This window comes from Streptomyces sp. NBC_00029 (assembly GCF_045160505.1).
Classification (GTDB): Bacteria; Actinomycetota; Actinomycetes; order Streptomycetales; family Streptomycetaceae; genus Streptomyces.
Genome location: NZ_CP108292.1, coordinates 4,757,525 through 4,771,355, shown reverse-complemented (window position 1 = coordinate 4,771,355; position 13,831 = coordinate 4,757,525). Strand labels below are relative to the sequence as shown.

Annotated in this window: 12 protein-coding genes; 7 read left to right on the top strand and 5 right to left on the bottom strand. The window is 72.4% G+C overall.

The window, feature by feature from the left end; all coding sequences use genetic code 11:
• Positions 1 to 90: 90 nt before the first annotated feature.
• From OG753_RS22310 to OG753_RS22290, 5 genes are all read right to left on the bottom strand, one after another.
• Entirely contained in the window at positions 91 to 2,661 is a 2,571-nt protein-coding gene (locus tag OG753_RS22310) for an FtsX-like permease family protein (RefSeq protein WP_405789807.1), read from the bottom strand.
• Positions 2,658 to 3,458, bottom strand: a complete 801-nt coding sequence (locus OG753_RS22305) for an ABC transporter ATP-binding protein (protein WP_327263452.1) — start codon at positions 3,456 to 3,458, stop codon at positions 2,658 to 2,660. The genes OG753_RS22310 and OG753_RS22305 overlap by 4 nt, the downstream gene beginning before the upstream one ends.
• Before the next feature lie 67 nt (positions 3,459 to 3,525).
• Positions 3,526 to 4,044, bottom strand: a complete 519-nt coding sequence (locus OG753_RS22300; RefSeq protein ID WP_327263451.1) for a flavin reductase family protein — start codon at positions 4,042 to 4,044, stop codon at positions 3,526 to 3,528.
• The gene (locus tag OG753_RS22295) at positions 4,041 to 5,351 is read right to left on the bottom strand and encodes a cation:proton antiporter (protein ID WP_327263450.1); all 1,311 of its coding nucleotides are present in this window, start codon (positions 5,349 to 5,351) and stop codon (positions 4,041 to 4,043) included. Before OG753_RS22295 ends, OG753_RS22300 begins: the two co-directional genes overlap by 4 nt.
• A gap of 34 nt (positions 5,352 to 5,385) precedes the next feature.
• The gene (locus OG753_RS22290) at positions 5,386 to 6,939 is read right to left on the bottom strand and encodes a tryptophan halogenase family protein (RefSeq protein ID WP_401277468.1); all 1,554 of its coding nucleotides are present in this window, start codon (positions 6,937 to 6,939) and stop codon (positions 5,386 to 5,388) included.
• A 303-nt stretch (positions 6,940 to 7,242) separates the two neighbouring features.
• Between OG753_RS22290 and OG753_RS22285 the strand changes: the two genes are divergently transcribed.
• From OG753_RS22285 to OG753_RS22255, 7 genes are all read left to right on the top strand, one after another.
• Positions 7,243 to 8,037 (top strand): AfsR/SARP family transcriptional regulator, encoded by a 795-nt coding sequence (locus OG753_RS22285; protein WP_327263448.1) that lies wholly within the window; start codon positions 7,243 to 7,245, stop codon positions 8,035 to 8,037.
• Positions 8,038 to 8,277: 240 nt separating this feature from the next.
• Positions 8,278 to 9,291 carry a LysR family transcriptional regulator gene (locus OG753_RS22280; protein WP_405789804.1) on the top strand — a complete coding sequence of 338 codons (1,014 nt, stop codon included), beginning with the start codon at positions 8,278 to 8,280 and terminating at the stop codon, positions 9,289 to 9,291.
• A gap of 150 nt (positions 9,292 to 9,441) precedes the next feature.
• Positions 9,442 to 9,723 carry an acyl carrier protein gene (locus OG753_RS22275; protein WP_327263446.1) on the top strand — a complete coding sequence of 94 codons (282 nt, stop codon included), beginning with the start codon at positions 9,442 to 9,444 and terminating at the stop codon, positions 9,721 to 9,723.
• A 31-nt stretch (positions 9,724 to 9,754) separates the two neighbouring features.
• Positions 9,755 to 10,987, top strand: coding sequence for a beta-ketoacyl-[acyl-carrier-protein] synthase family protein (locus OG753_RS22270; RefSeq protein WP_405789803.1), 1,233 nt, complete (start codon positions 9,755 to 9,757; stop codon positions 10,985 to 10,987).
• Positions 10,987 to 12,081 (top strand): beta-ketoacyl synthase N-terminal-like domain-containing protein, encoded by a 1,095-nt coding sequence (locus OG753_RS22265; RefSeq protein ID WP_405789802.1) that lies wholly within the window; start codon positions 10,987 to 10,989, stop codon positions 12,079 to 12,081. Before OG753_RS22270 ends, OG753_RS22265 begins: the two co-directional genes overlap by 1 nt.
• A 143-nt stretch (positions 12,082 to 12,224) precedes the next feature.
• Positions 12,225 to 12,971, top strand: a complete 747-nt coding sequence (gene fabG / locus OG753_RS22260) for a 3-oxoacyl-[acyl-carrier-protein] reductase (RefSeq protein WP_327263443.1) — start codon at positions 12,225 to 12,227, stop codon at positions 12,969 to 12,971.
• Between the two features lie 51 nt (positions 12,972 to 13,022).
• Complete coding sequence (locus tag OG753_RS22255; RefSeq protein WP_327263442.1) at positions 13,023 to 13,727, top strand: DsbA family protein; 705 nt, start codon at positions 13,023 to 13,025, stop codon at positions 13,725 to 13,727.
• The last annotated feature ends 104 nt before the right edge of the window (positions 13,728 to 13,831 follow it).

Here is a 13,831-nt window from a genome sequence, read left to right as displayed (position 1 = left end):
GTACGCGGACGGCAGCGCTCGCGCCCGGCGCACACGGCCGCCCCCCGCACGGAATCTCCGTGCGGGGGGCGGCCGTTCGTACGCGCGGGGTCACTCCTTGATGCCCGCCAGGTCGCCGGGCCTGCCGCGCAGAACCGCGCCCGCCGACAGCAGGGTCGTGGCCAGGGTCAGGCCCAGGGCGCCGCCGACCACCGTGACGAGGATCCACGGGGAGCCCGTCGGGAGCGTCGTGCCCAGCACGCTCATGCTGAAGGGCACCAGGGTCAGCAGCGCCACCAGCAGGCCGAGGACGATGCCCGCCACGGAGACCAGGACCGCCTCCATCGCCATCATCTGCATCACCTGCCGGCGGGTGGCGCCGATCAGCCGCTGGAGCATGAACTCGCGCCGGCGCTCGGTGGTGGCCAGCACCTGGGTGTTGACCAGGGCGATCGCCGCGTAGCCGACGACCACGGCCAGGACCAGGTAGGCCATCCAGGACTGGGTGTCGCTGTTGTCCGCGGCGACCGCCGTCAGCGCCTGCCGGTCGGTGACCCGCAGGCCGGGCTGCCGGTCGGCGAGGGTGCGCAGCGACGCCTCCAGGGCGGCCCGGTCGGTGCCCGGCGCGGCGCTCACCATGATCTGCGGGACGAGTCCCGCGTCGGTGTGCCCCACCAGTACGGATGCCGGGACCAGGGCGGTCTCGTAGCCGCGCTTGCCGTCGACGGTGGCGACCAGTTCGAGGTCCACGCGAGTGCCGTCGCCCAGGCGCATCGGCACGGTGTCGCCGATCTTCCGGTCGCCGGCGTACCGGGCCGGCAGGGCGACGGTGTCACCGCGCAGCCGGTCCAGGCTGCCGGAGGCGGCCCGGAAGGAGGTCGTCCGCGCGACCCCCTCGGGGGTGACGCCCTGCATCGACACCTCGGTGGGCTGCGGGGCGCTCGACTCCCCGTCACCGCCGTTCGCGGTCGGGTCGACCGGTACGTCGGGCTCGATGAAGCCGAGGCTGGGGACCTGGGCGGAGGCCGCCTCGACCCCGGGCAGGCCGCGGATCGCGTCCACGGTCTCCAGCGGCATGCCGCCGGACACGGAGGTCACCACCGCGTCGGCCCGCAGGCTCTCGTCGAACGCCCGGTCGGCGCCGTCGGCCTGAGTGGTCTGCATGTAGATCAGGCCGACGGCCAGACCGGTGGCGAGCATCACCGGCATCACCGCCGCCGCGAGCCGGGCCGTACGGGCCTTGGCGTTGCGGGTGGCGAGGTGTCCGGAGAGCCCGGACAGCGCGCGCACCGGGCGGCGCAGCGAGGCCGTGATGCCCCGGGCCAGGACCGGGCCGAGGAGACCGAAGCCGATCGTCCACACCATCGCCGCCGGGGTGGCGACGCTCCCGGCGTCCGGGCCGTCCGTACCGGCCGTGCCGACGGCCAGGGCGGCTCCGCCGATCAGGCAGAACAGCCCCAGGACCGAGCGGAAGCCGCTGAACCACCGGCGCTGGAGGCCCGCTTCGGCGAGCGCCTCGGTGGGCCGGGTCCGGGCCGCGCTGTTGGCCGCGATGAACGCGGCGCCGACGGCGGTGACGAACGCGGTGCCCACGCCGACGATCAGCGGGACGGATCCGGCGCGGAAGACGATCGTCTCGGGGACCACGCCCGCGTCGGCGAAGGCGCTCAGCAGCCAGCGTCCGACGCGTGGCCCGGGAATGCACGCCAGCGCCGTGGCGATGGCCGCCAGCAGGACGGTCTCGCCCAGGATCAGCCGGCGCAGCTGGCCGGGGGTGGTGCCGATGGCCCGCAGCAGGGCCATCTCGCGCTGCCGCTGCTGGATGGACAGGCCGAGGGTGGAGGAGGCGACGAAGACGGTGACCATGGCGGACAGTCCGCCGAACGCGGCGGCCAGCGGGATCAGGTCGCTGCCGTCGTCGATCACGCCCGGGTTCTCGGCGCGGCCCCGCTCGTCACCGGTCAGTACCGACACCTGCGCTCCGGCGACCGCCTTGCGGACGGCGTCGGCCACCGCGGCCGTGTCCGCGCCGGAGGCCGGGAAGACGCCGATGTTGTCGACGGTGCCGGGCAGTCCGGCGGCGGCCCGTGCGGCGAGGGCGGCGGCATCGGACAGGAAGACCCCGCCGGCCTCGCCGTCGCCCTCCGCCAGGCCGGATACCTCGTACGTCCGGGAAGCGCCGCCGGAGCGGATCTCGACCCGGGAGCCGGGGGTCAGGCCCGCCCGCTGCGCGAGCCGGGTGTCCAGGACGACGTGACCGGTGTCCGCGGGCGCGGAGCCCTGGGTGATGCGGTACGGGGTGAGGGCGGCGGAGGCCCAGCCGTGGCCGGTGACCTGTGCGGCCGGGCCCTTGCCGCCGGCCGGTGCCAGGGAGGCGGGGAAGGAGACGTCGGCGGCGGTGCGCTCCACCCCGGGGACCGCCTCGATCTTCGCGGCGAGAGCCGCGTCGAAGCGGACCCTCTCGGGGAAGACCATCTCGCTGGAGGTCCCGAGGTAGCGCTGCTCCCCGGTCACGACGACGGGGGCCGCGGCCAGCCGCTGGGGCGGGGCGGCGTTGTGGATGCCCGTCTCCAGCAGACCGCCGCAGGCCACGACGATGGTCGCGCCGAAGAACAGCGCGATGAACGAGGCGATGAATCCGCCCTTGTGGTGGCGCAGGGTGCGCAGCGCGATCCTGATCACAGCAGGGTCCCCTGTGCCGCCGCGGCCACGGCCGACGGGCGGGTGCCCCAGGCACCCAGGTGCGTCATGCGCTCGGCGACCTGGTCGGCGGTGGGCCGGTCGAGGTGATCCACGATCCGGCCGTCCGCGAGGAACAGCACCCGGTCGGCGTGGGAGGCGGCGACCGGGTCGTGCGTGACCATCACGATGGTCTGGCCGGCCTGCTCGACCGCCTCGCGGAGCAGGGTCAGCACCTCGCGTGCCGTGTAGGTGTCCAGGGCGCCGGTCGGCTCGTCGCCGAAGATGACCGCCGGCTTGGTGATCAGTGCCCGGGCGATGGCGACGCGCTGCTGCTGGCCGCCGGAGAGCTCGCCCGGGCGGCGGTTCTCCCGGCCGCCCAGCCCGACCCGCTCCAGCACCTCGGCGACCGCGCCCTTCTGGGGCCGCTTGCCGGCCAGCCGCAGCGGCAGGGTCACGTTGTCCAGGACGGACAGCGCGGGGAGCAGGTTGAACGCCTGGAAGATGAAGCCGATCCGCCGGCGCCGGAACTGCGTGAGCTCCCGTTCCCCCAGCCGCGACAGGTCCACCCCGTCCAGCAGCACGGAGCCGGAGGTGGGACGGTCCAGACCCGCAGCGCAGTGCAGGAAGGTGCTCTTGCCGGAGCCGGAGGGTCCCATCACCGCGGTGAAGGTGCCCCGGTCCAGGCCGATGCTCACGTTGTCGAGAGCGGTGACCTCGTTCTTCGAGCCGCCGTAGGTCTTCCGTACGGATTCCAGGCGGACGACGTGCCGACCCTGCGGGTCCGGTGTCCCTGTCATGGCTTTTCCTTCTGCTGGAAGCCGTCCCGGGCGGGCCGGCTTGGGGGAGGGGTCAGGTCGGGACGGGTCAGGTCTGCGACCAGGAGCGGAACTGCCGCTGCCCGTAGAGGAGCGGCGGGAGGCTGTGCTGCCGGGATATCCGGCGGACTTCGCCGTAGACCGTGACGTGGTCGCCCATCCGCTGGGTGAGGACGACCTCGCAGTCCGCGACGGTGTGGGCGTCGCGGACCAGGTGCGGGCCGCCCGGGCCGGGCGGCTGCTCCCAGGGGGTCAGCGCGAACCGGTCCGGATTGCCGGAGGCGAACAGCTCGGCGGTCTCCTGGGCCTCCGCGTGCAGGAAGTTGACGGAGAACGAACCGGAGTTGAGAAGGGATCTCAGGGTGGGGCTGCCCACCCTGAGGTTGACGAGCAGGGTCGGCGGGGCGAGCGCGACGCTGGTGACCGAGGAGCAGGTCATGCCCCACGGCTCGCCGTCGAGGTCGCGGGCGGTGACGGCGCAGACTCCCGTGGGGAACTCGCTCATGAGCGAGCGGAAGGCGTCGGCCGACGCCTGGGCTGCGGTCGCCGTGGTGGGTTGAGTGGTCATCTGGTGCTGCCTTCCATCGCCAGGGCGAGCTCGGGTTCGGCGGAGCCGGCCTGCACGGCCGGACCGGGCACGCGGCGCTCCCGGTGGTCGAGGAGGCCGAGGAGCGGCCCGGTCAGGGCGGTGGTGGCCAACGCCATCACGACCAGGGCCAGGACCATGGGCCCCGTGAGGATTCCGGCGCTGAAACCGGCCTGGAGCACGATCAGTTCGGTCAGTCCGCGGGTGTTCATGAGGACGGCCACGCGCCGGGCGTCGGCCGGCGGCCGGCCCCCGAGCCGGGCGCCGAGGTATCCGCCGACGCCCTTGCCCGCGCAGGCCAGCAGGAACGTGGCCGCGATCAGCAGCCAGGACGCCTGCGAGAAGCTGCCGTTCAGCACCGTGATGCCGGTGACCACGAAGAAGGCGGGCACCAGGAGACGCCCGGAGCGGGCGATGCCGTCGACGGCGGGCGCCCACGGGGCGTGCTCGTCGCGGGGGATCGCGAAGCCCACCAGGGCGGCCCCGACGATGGCGGTCATGCCCATCTTCTCCATGGCGATCGCCACCGCGAGGGTGGCCACCGCCAGGACGACGGCCACCGTGCGCGGGGTCCTCCCGTACGCCTTCCGGGCGAGGGGGGTGCGCAGCGCGAAGCGGATCGCCAGCGCGCAGGCGGCGCCGGCCGCCAGGGCCAGCGTCGAGCGGAGGAAGCCGGCGAGGCTGCCCTCGCCGAGGCTGATGGCGAGCATGCACAGGAGCCAGCCGACGGCGTCCACCGTGATGGCCGCGCCGAGCGCGACCCGGCCCGCGGAGGACTCGCTCATGCCCCGGTCGGTGAGGATGCGGGCCATCACGGGTACCGCGGTGATGGACATGCTCACGGCGATCATCAGCACGAAGGCGGCGAACGGGGCGTCGCCGCGGGCTGCGGCGTCGTCGGTCACCACGATCAGAGCCGCCAGGAGCAGGCCGCTGACCAGCGGCGGGACCAGCGAGCCCGCCGCGACCCAGGCGGTGGTGCGGCGCGGCTGCTTCCCCGGGCCGGTCTGCAGCTTGTGGGCCAGGCCGACCAGGAACAGCGCGAGCGCCGCCTTGGAGATGAGCCTCAGGGTGTCCAGGACCGGAACGGGGAGCACGGCGTCGAAGGACGCGGGGCCCATCAGGTAGAGGGCGGCCGGACCGGCCAGCAGGCCCGTGGTGATCTCGCCGATCACCTCCGGCTGACGCAGCAGACGGGCTGCCGCCCGCCCCGCCCAGGCCAGCAGCAGGATCGCGGCGAGAACGGCCAGGACGTGGGCGGTGCGGGTCAGGATGTCGATAACTTCCATGGCTTCAGAGCCCTTTCCGGCCGCGGGACGGCCTTCAGGCGCGCATCCTGGCGAAGTAGTCGTAGGCCTTGGGCAGGACCTCGGTGAGCTGGCGGGTCTTCTCGCGGATCGCCTCGAACTCGCGCTCGGCGGCGCCCGGGTCGGACAGGGCCAGGGCCGGGGAGGGCTTCAGCTCGATGCCGCCCATGCCCAGGAGGATGCACATGTAGGAGTACGGCGGCAGGCCGTGGTAGTAGGGGAAGACCGTCTCGGAGTCCGGGAGCTGCGTCTTCCACTTCTCGATGCGGGCGGCCAGCGACTCGGGGATCGCGCGGGTCTTCGCGTCGCGCCAGTACTGGGTGTCGTTGCGCTTGGCCGCGACGTAGTGGAGTACGAGGAACTCGCGCACCCCGTCCATGACATGGGCTATGGAGTCGTTGTAGAGCTCGCGCTGGACCGGGTTCCAGTCGTCCCCGGGGAAGTTCTTGGCGAGCTGCTCGATCGCGTGGTGGATGAAGAAGATGCCGGTGGACTCCAGGGGCTCGACGAAGCCGCTGGACAGGCCGATGCCGACGCAGTTCTTGACCCAGGAGTTCTCGCTGCGGCCGATCCGCATGTTGATGTGGTTGGCGGGAACGTCCGCGGCGGCCGGGCCGACGAACTCGCGCAGCGTCCGCTCGGCCTCCTCCGGGGAGATGTAGTCCTTGGCGTAGACGTAGCCCGTGCCGACGCGGCCCATCAGCGGGATCGTCCAGATCCAGCCGGCGTCCTGGGCGGTGGCCGTGGTGCACGGCAGGATGCCCCGGCGCTCCATGTCCATCGGGACCTGGAGGGCGACGGCACTGTCGTTGGGCAGCGTGTCCTTGTAGGAGATGAACGGAGTCTCCAGGGCCTTGTTGAGGAGCAGGCCGCGGAAGCCGGTGCAGTCGATGTACAGGTCGCCGGTGATGTCGCCGTGGTCGGTGGTGGTGACCCCGGAGATCCAGCCGCGCTCGTCGAGCTTGACCTCCTCGACGTGGTCGACGATGTGCTTGACCCCGCGCTCGACCGAGTACTTCGTGAGGTATTTGGCCAGCAGTGCGGCCTCGAACTGGTAGGCGTAGGGGAACTGCGTCTTGCCCTGGTGCTCGACCATCGTCAGTCCGGCCATCTCGTCCGCGCCCTCGACGAACGGCGAGTCGATGAGCGTGCCGTCCTCCTGGCGCGGGCTGAGGCCGGCGTCGATGACCGAGGCCATGACGAAGCAGTCCTTGTCGAAGCGGTCCGTCGGACCGTTGTTCAGCCACCAGTCCGTGAGCGGGAAGCCGTTGACCGACCGCATCTGCTCGAACGGGTGGTAGAAGTAGTGGCCCTCCTCCCGCCAGTTCTCGAACTTGACGGCGAGTTTGTACGTGGCGTTGCAGGCGGGCATCCAGTCCTTCTCCTTGAGTCCGAGGAACTCGAAGAAGTGGCGGATGTCGCTGAACGTCGCCTCGCCCACGCCGACCGCGCCGACGTGACCGGACTCGACCAGCGTGATGTCGATGCGGTCCCCGAACGCGGCCTTGAAGTACGAGGCCGTCATCCAGCCGGCGGTGCCGCCGCCCACAATCACGATCTTGTTGAGCATGCCGTTGACTCCCATTCGATTGCCGATCGCGGATGATCGGAGCCTAGGAACGGGGAGCGGGCCGGCACAGACCTTTAAGTGCTCGGCTAATGTCGCTGGCGGGGGGCGAATTCCGGACAGCCTTCGAACCGTCAGCGCAATGTCAGGCGAGGCGGGCAGTATGCCGACAGGACACCACCGCCACAAGAGCACCGGACCGGCCATACCACGTGGCCGCTTTTTGGCTGCCCGGATGGTATTTCCCCCGCCCGGCCCCCCCGGTACAGCATGAGGGCCTGCCGACGACAACGGGGGTTTACAGAAATGGAAATCAACATACTCGGTTCCGTCTCCCTTTCCTGGGGAGACCGCACCTATGCCATGGCCTCGAAGCGGGTCACCTCGCTCCTGACGTTCCTCGCCCTCTCACCGCGCACCACGGTCTCGTCCGACCAGATCGAGGACGAGCTCTGGGGCCATCAGCGGATGACGAACGCACGCAACGCCCTCCAGGCCAACGTGCTCCGGCTGCGCAAGTACCTGGAAGCCCTGACCGGGATCAAGGGGACGGAGCTGATCCGCACCGTCGGCAGCGGCTACCTGCTCGACCTGGCTCCCGAACGCGTCGACGCCCACCGCTTCCTGCGGCAGGCCGAGACCGGCGCCGCCCTGGTCCACGACGACCCGGCGCACGCCATCCTCGAGCTGGAACGGGCGCTCGCACTGTGGCGCGGGCCGGCCCTGATGGATTCGGTGGACGGGGTACGCATCCGGCTCGCCGCCTCCCACCTGGAAGAACGCCGGATCACCGCCTACGAGGACCTCATCACGGCCATGCTCACCGTCGCCGCCCACCGCATCTCGGTGCCGGAGCTGCGCCAGCTCGCCCAGGAGCACCCCGAGCGGGAGCGGCTGAGCGAACTGCTGATGCTGGCCCTGTACCGGGAGGGCAGGCAGGCCGAGGCGCTGGAGGTCTTCCACGGCGCGCGCCGCCGGCTCGCGGGCGACCTCGGGCTGGAGCCCGGCCGCGCCCTGAACCGGGCGTACCAGGCGATCCTCGAACAGGACGACGTGCTGGGGGAGCCCCGCCAGGCCCTCGTCTACGCCGGGCGGAACTGACCCCGGCGGCGGGGCGCGTTCCCGCTGTCGTCCCGCTGATGCGCCACTGTCCTCCCGCTGACGTTCCGCTGAATTCCCTTGCCCCGAAGCGGAACGCCTATACCGTGAAAGAACGGGTTCCGTCCGCGCAGCCCCCGCTGCCCGGACGGCCCGTTCCGGGAAATCCGGAACGGACCGTCCGGCCGGCCCGGACCACGCGGACGGAATTGCCATTTCCGGAACCGCCGACAGGGGCAGGACATGGAACTCGAATTGCGTCACGCTCGTATTGTCGTCACGATCAGCAACTCCGGCAGCATTTCCGCCGGAGCCCAGGAACTGGGGCTTCCACAACCGAGCCTCACCGCACAACTGCGCCGTATCGAAAGAGCCGTCGGCGGAGACCTCTTCGTGCGCTCCCGGTCCGGGGTCACCCCGACCGAGCTGGGCGCGCGGCTCGTACCGCGCCTGGCCGACCTGGTCCGGCAGGCGGACGAGGTGATGGCCGAGGCGCTGGCCGGCTCCGCCGGCCCGCTGCGTCTGGGCAGCACCGAATGGACACCGCCGACCCTGCGCGAAGCCCTCCAGGCCGCGCTGCCGGACGCCGTCGTGCAGACCCGCACGCTGAACCCCGCGGCCGCCCTGGACGCCGTACGACGCGGCACGCTCGCCGCGGCCCTGGTGCCGCAGGTGCCCGGGCCGGCCTTCGGCGGCGCCCTCGGCGACGGCGGGGGCGACGACGAACCCGCCCTCGCGCGGAGCCTGATCGTCCGCGAACCGGTCTGGCTCGCCGTCCCGCACGGCCATCCCCTCACCACCGGCGGACCGGTGGACCCGGCCGGGCTCGTGGAGCTCGCCGACCGCTGCGGGCTGGCCTGGGTGCGCTCCTCCCCGGACCACTGGTTCCACACCGTCGAGCGGCGCGTGCTCGAGGCCGGCGGCCGCGGCCCCGACCGCGTGCTGCACCACGTCGACAGCCACCAGGAGGCCATGCACTGGGTGCGCGACCAGGGCGTGGCCGCGCTGACCACGCCGTCCGGGGCGCTGCCCGGTGTGGCCCTCGTACCGGTGACCGGAACCGCACGGGTCGAGCTGGTGCTCAGGTGGCGGGGCAGCGCCGTCTCCCACGAGACCCTGCACGCGCTGGTCGACGCCCTGCGCGCGTACTACTGCGCGTACGCCCGCTCGCGGCCCGCCTACTGGACCTGGATGCGGCGCCACCCCGCCGAGTTCCCGGAGCTGCGTCGCCACCTCCCCTCGCCCGTCGCAGCCTGAGCCCCGCCCGGCCTCAGCCGCCCTTCAGGACGCGGTCAGCGGATCGTCAGCGGCGGGTCAGTGCCCGGTCAGCGGCGGGTCAGCAGGGGCTCAGGCACCGGTCAGCTTCAGGTCAGGGGGGCGTCAGGGGCGTCCGCCAGCATCAGCGGCATGACAACCGCAGCGAACCACCTCGACATCGAAGCCCGCGACCGGATCAAGGAGATCATCTGCGACATCCTCGAGATCGAGCCCGAGGAGATGACCGACACGAGCCGCTTCAAGGAGGACCACGAGGCGGACTCCATGGGCGCCATCGAGATCCTCTCGCAGCTGGAGCGCGTCTTCGGCACCGACATCGACCAGGCCGAACTCTCCCGCATGGTCAACCTCGCCGCCGTCGTGACGGTCGTCGAGGAAGCCATAGCCGCCAAGTCCGACCCGGCCAACTAGGCCACGGCGCACACGACGACGGGAGCGCAGGGTGTACGACGACGAGCGGGCGCCGCGCCGCGTGGTGATCACGGGCCTCGGCACGGTCACCAGCATCGGCCTCGGGGTCACGGCCTTCCTGGACGGACTGCGGTCCGGACGCAGCGGGGTCAAGCCGATCACCGCATTCGACACGACGGGCTTCGCCCACGCCAACGGCTGCGAGGTGGACGACTTCGACCCCGCGGACTGGATCCACCGCACCGACCCGGCCGAACTGGGCCGGGCCACCCAGTTCTCGATCGCCGCAGCCCGGATGGCCGTCGAGGACGCCGGCCTGACCCCGGAGGACCTCCGGGAGCGCAAGGTCCTGATCTCGGTCGGTACCACCGACGCCGAGTCCCGGGATCTCGACCTGCTCGTCGCACAGCAGCTGGAGGACGGCCCCGAGCAGTTCGACCCGCGCGTGGTGCGCCGCGCCCAGGCCGGACGGCTCTCCAGCGGCATCGTCCGCGAGCTCGGCCTCGTCGACGTGGAGGCCCTCACCATCCCGACGGCCTGCGCGGCCGGGAACTACGCCATCGGCAGCGGCTTCGACGCCATCCGCGACGGAGACGTCGAGGCCGCACTGTGCGGCGGAGCCGACGCGGTCTGCCGCAAGACCTTCACCGGCTTCTACCGGCTCGGCACCATCGCCCCCGAGGTCTGCCAGCCGTTCGACAAGGACCGCAAGGGCATCCTCACCGGCGAGGGCGCCGGAATCCTCCTCATGGAGAGCCTGGAGTCGGCGCTGGCCCGCGGCGCCCGGATCTACGCCGAGGTCCTCGGCTACGGCCTCAGCTGCGACGCCCACCACCCCGTCGCCCCCGACCAGGACGGCCTGGCCCGGTGCATCGAGGTGGCGCACGCCAACGCCGGGGTGAAGGCCCGGGACATCGACTTCATCTCGGCCCACGGCACCGGCACCCACGCCAACGACGTGACGGAGGCCGGCGCCATCCGCCAGGTCTTCGACGTTCCGCCGCCGACCGTCTCCATCAAGTCCATGATCGGCCACTCCATGGGGGCGGCGAGCGCGCTGGCCTCCGCCGCCTGTGCGCTGGCCATCACCGAGGACTTCATCCCGCCCACCATCAACCACCGCGAGACCGACCCCGAGTGCGGCCTGGACTGCGTGCCCAACGAGGCCCGCCCCGCCCGGCTGAACGTCGTGCAGAACAACGCTCTGGCCTTCGCGGGCAACAACGCCGTGCTGATCCTGGGCCGGTACGAGGAGGCCGTCTGATGTCCCCGACCCCCCTGGTCGTCTCGGGCTGGTCGGCCGTCTCGCCGTTCGGCGTCGGCAGCGAAGCCTTCCGCGGCGGAATCCGCGCCGGCCGCACGGCGGTCGGCGCCGTCGACCGCGAGACCTTCCCCGGCCCGTTCGCCGAAGGCGCCGTCGTCCCCGACTTCACCGCCGCCAAGTACGTCGGCAAGAAGGGGACCCGGACCATGGACCGGGTCACCGCCATCGCGGTCACCGCGGTCGGCGGGCTGATCGACGGATTCCGCGACGAGCTGACCGCCCGCCCCGAGCAGACCGCGCTGGTCCTCGGCACCGGCTCCGGCAGCGTGCAGAGCATCATGGACTTCACCCGGGACGCGCTGGCCGGGGAGCGCCCGTACCACGTGGACCCGGCCCGCTTCCCGAACACCGTGATGAACCGGGCCGCCGGGCAGAGCGCCATCTGGCACGGCATCAAGGGCCCCAACACCACTGTCGCGGGCGGCTCCCTGACCGGCCTGCTCGCCCTGGGCTACGCGCTGCGGCTGCACCGCGGCGGCCACTGCTCCCGGGTGCTGGTGGGCGCGGCCGAGGAGTACTCCACCCAGCGCTCCTGGCTGGAATGGCACGGCCGCGCCGACGCCGAGAGGGACACCCCGCTCGGCGAGGGCAGCGCCGTCTTCCTGCTGGAGACCGCGGACGACGCGGCGTCGGCCGGGCGCGGTGCGCTGGCCCGGATCGGCTCCACCGGCTTCCGGGCCTTCCACGAACCGGACGGTGCCCGCGAGGCGCTCGCGTCCTGCGTGCGCGACGCCCTGGCCAAGGCCGGGGTCGCGCCTCGCGACGTACGGACGGTGGCGCCGCTCGGCGCCGGCGGCCCGCTCGTCGCACAGGAGGAGGCCGCCGTCGCCGACGTGCTCGGCGACGACGCGGACCCGCGGTGGATCCGTATCCGGCCGCTGGTCGGCGACACCTCCGCGGCCTCGGCCGCGCTCCAGATGGCCGGGGTGCTCGCCGCCGCCGGCGAGGGCGGCCTGGCCCCCGGGGAGGCCGCACTGATCACCGGCATCGAACGGGACGGTCTGGTCGGCTGCGCGGTCCTCACCGGCGGCTGACCCCCCACACCCCGGCGGCCGGCCGGACCATGCCCCCGTGTCCGGCCGGCCGCCGGCCCCTCCCCTTCCCTCCCACCGGTCCTGCACGCCCTGCACGCCCCCGCAGGCCCCGGCATCCGCCCTCACCGAGGAGAAGCACGCACATGTCCGCAACTGAACGCCGTGTCGCACTGGTGACCGGAGGCTCCCGGGGAATCGGGCGGCACGTCGTGTCCCGCCTCGCGCGCGACGGCTACGACGTCGCCTTCTGCTACCAGTCCGACAAGGAGGCCGCCGACACGGTGGCCGCCGAGGCCACCGCGGCCGGCGCCCGCGTCCACACCGCGCGCACCGACGTCCGCGACCACGACGCCGTACGGGACTTCGTCCGCGCCGCCGAGAAGGAACTCGGCCCGCTGCACACCGTCGTGTCCTGCGCGGGCATCGTCCGCGACAACCCGCTCGTGATGCTGGCGCCCGACGACTGGGACGCGGTCCTGCGGGTCAACCTGGACGGCACCTACAACCTCTGCAAGGCCGCCGTCTTCGCCATGATGAAGCGCCGCGCGGGCTCCGTGATCACCCTCTCCTCGGTGGCGGGCGTGTACGGCAACGCCACCCAGACCAACTACTCCGCGACCAAGGCCGGGATCATCGGCTTCACCAAGGCGCTCGCCAAGGAGAGCGGCCGCTACGGCATCCGCGCCAACGCCGTCGCCCCCGGCTTCATCGAGACCGACATGCTCTCCGGGCTCGCCCCGGAGCACGTGAAGAAGATGACCGAGCGCATCCCGCTCGGGCGGTTCGGCCGCCCCGAGGAGGTCGCCGACCTGGTCTCCTTCCTCGCCTCCGACCGCGCCTCGTACATCACCGGACAGGTCTTCGGGATCGACGGCGGCCTCGTCGTCTGACACGCACCCCCGCCCGCGCCGGGACACCACCGACCGACCGAAGGGTTCACCATGCCCAAGAACAAGACGCCCCGCTTCTACTTCTCGCTGCGCAGCCCGTACTCCTGGCTGGCCTACCGCGAGATCATGACCTTCCACCCGGACCTCGCCGAGAGCCTGGAGTGGGTGCCGTTCTTCGAACCCGACGAACTGAGCGCCCGGCTGCTGGAGGAACAGGGCGGCCGCTTCCCGTACTCGGACATGTCCCGCGAGAAGAACCGGTACGTGCTCCAGGACGTCGGCCGCCTCACCAAGGCGCGCGGGCTGACCGTCACCTGGCCCGTGGACCGCGACCCGGTGTGGGAGGTCCCGCACCTGGCCTATCTGGTCGCGGCCCGGTACGGACGCGGCCATGCCTTCATCGATGCCGTGTACCGGGCCCGGTTCGGGCGCGGCCGGGACATCTGCGATCCGGCCACCATCGAGGACATCGCCTTCGAGATCGGGCTCGACCCGCGCGAACTGGCCCGGGCCAGCACCGTGCCGGAGGTCCGCGCCGAGGGCATCCGCATGCTGCTCGACGTGTGCCGGGACGGGGTGTTCGGCGTGCCCTTCTTCGTCCACGGCTTCAGCCGGTTCTGGGGCATCGACCGGCTCGACGACTTCATCGCCCACCTGCGCGACCGGGAGGTACCGGCCGCCTCCGTCCCGGAGCCGCTGGCGGCGATCGGCATGGGCCGCGCGACCGACGACGCGCACGCGGGCGGCTGCGGCTGAACCGCCCCGTCCGGATCCGGCCGGGCTCCTCGGGGCGCCGTCAGTCCGCTTTCAGTCCGCCGTCAGTGCCTGCGGCAACGATCGGGCCCGTGACAGGGCCGCAT

Coding starts and splice junctions, on each gene's coding strand:
- OG753_RS22305 (WP_327263452.1), bottom strand. CDS start 3,458: ATGACAGGGACACCGGACCCGCAGGGTCGGCACGTCGTCCGCCTGGAA.
- OG753_RS22300 (WP_327263451.1), bottom strand. CDS start 4,044: ATGACCACTCAACCCACCACGGCGACCGCAGCCCAGGCGTCGGCCGAC.
- OG753_RS22295 (WP_327263450.1), bottom strand. CDS start 5,351: ATGGAAGTTATCGACATCCTGACCCGCACCGCCCACGTCCTGGCCGTT.
- OG753_RS22290 (WP_401277468.1), bottom strand. CDS start 6,939: ATGCTCAACAAGATCGTGATTGTGGGCGGCGGCACCGCCGGCTGGATG.
- OG753_RS22285 (WP_327263448.1), top strand. CDS start 7,243: ATGGAAATCAACATACTCGGTTCCGTCTCCCTTTCCTGGGGAGACCGC.
- OG753_RS22280 (WP_405789804.1), top strand. CDS start 8,278: ATGGAACTCGAATTGCGTCACGCTCGTATTGTCGTCACGATCAGCAAC.
- OG753_RS22275 (WP_327263446.1), top strand. CDS start 9,442: ATGACAACCGCAGCGAACCACCTCGACATCGAAGCCCGCGACCGGATC.
- OG753_RS22265 (WP_405789802.1), top strand. CDS start 10,987: ATGTCCCCGACCCCCCTGGTCGTCTCGGGCTGGTCGGCCGTCTCGCCG.
- fabG (WP_327263443.1), top strand. CDS start 12,225: ATGTCCGCAACTGAACGCCGTGTCGCACTGGTGACCGGAGGCTCCCGG.
- OG753_RS22255 (WP_327263442.1), top strand. CDS start 13,023: ATGCCCAAGAACAAGACGCCCCGCTTCTACTTCTCGCTGCGCAGCCCG.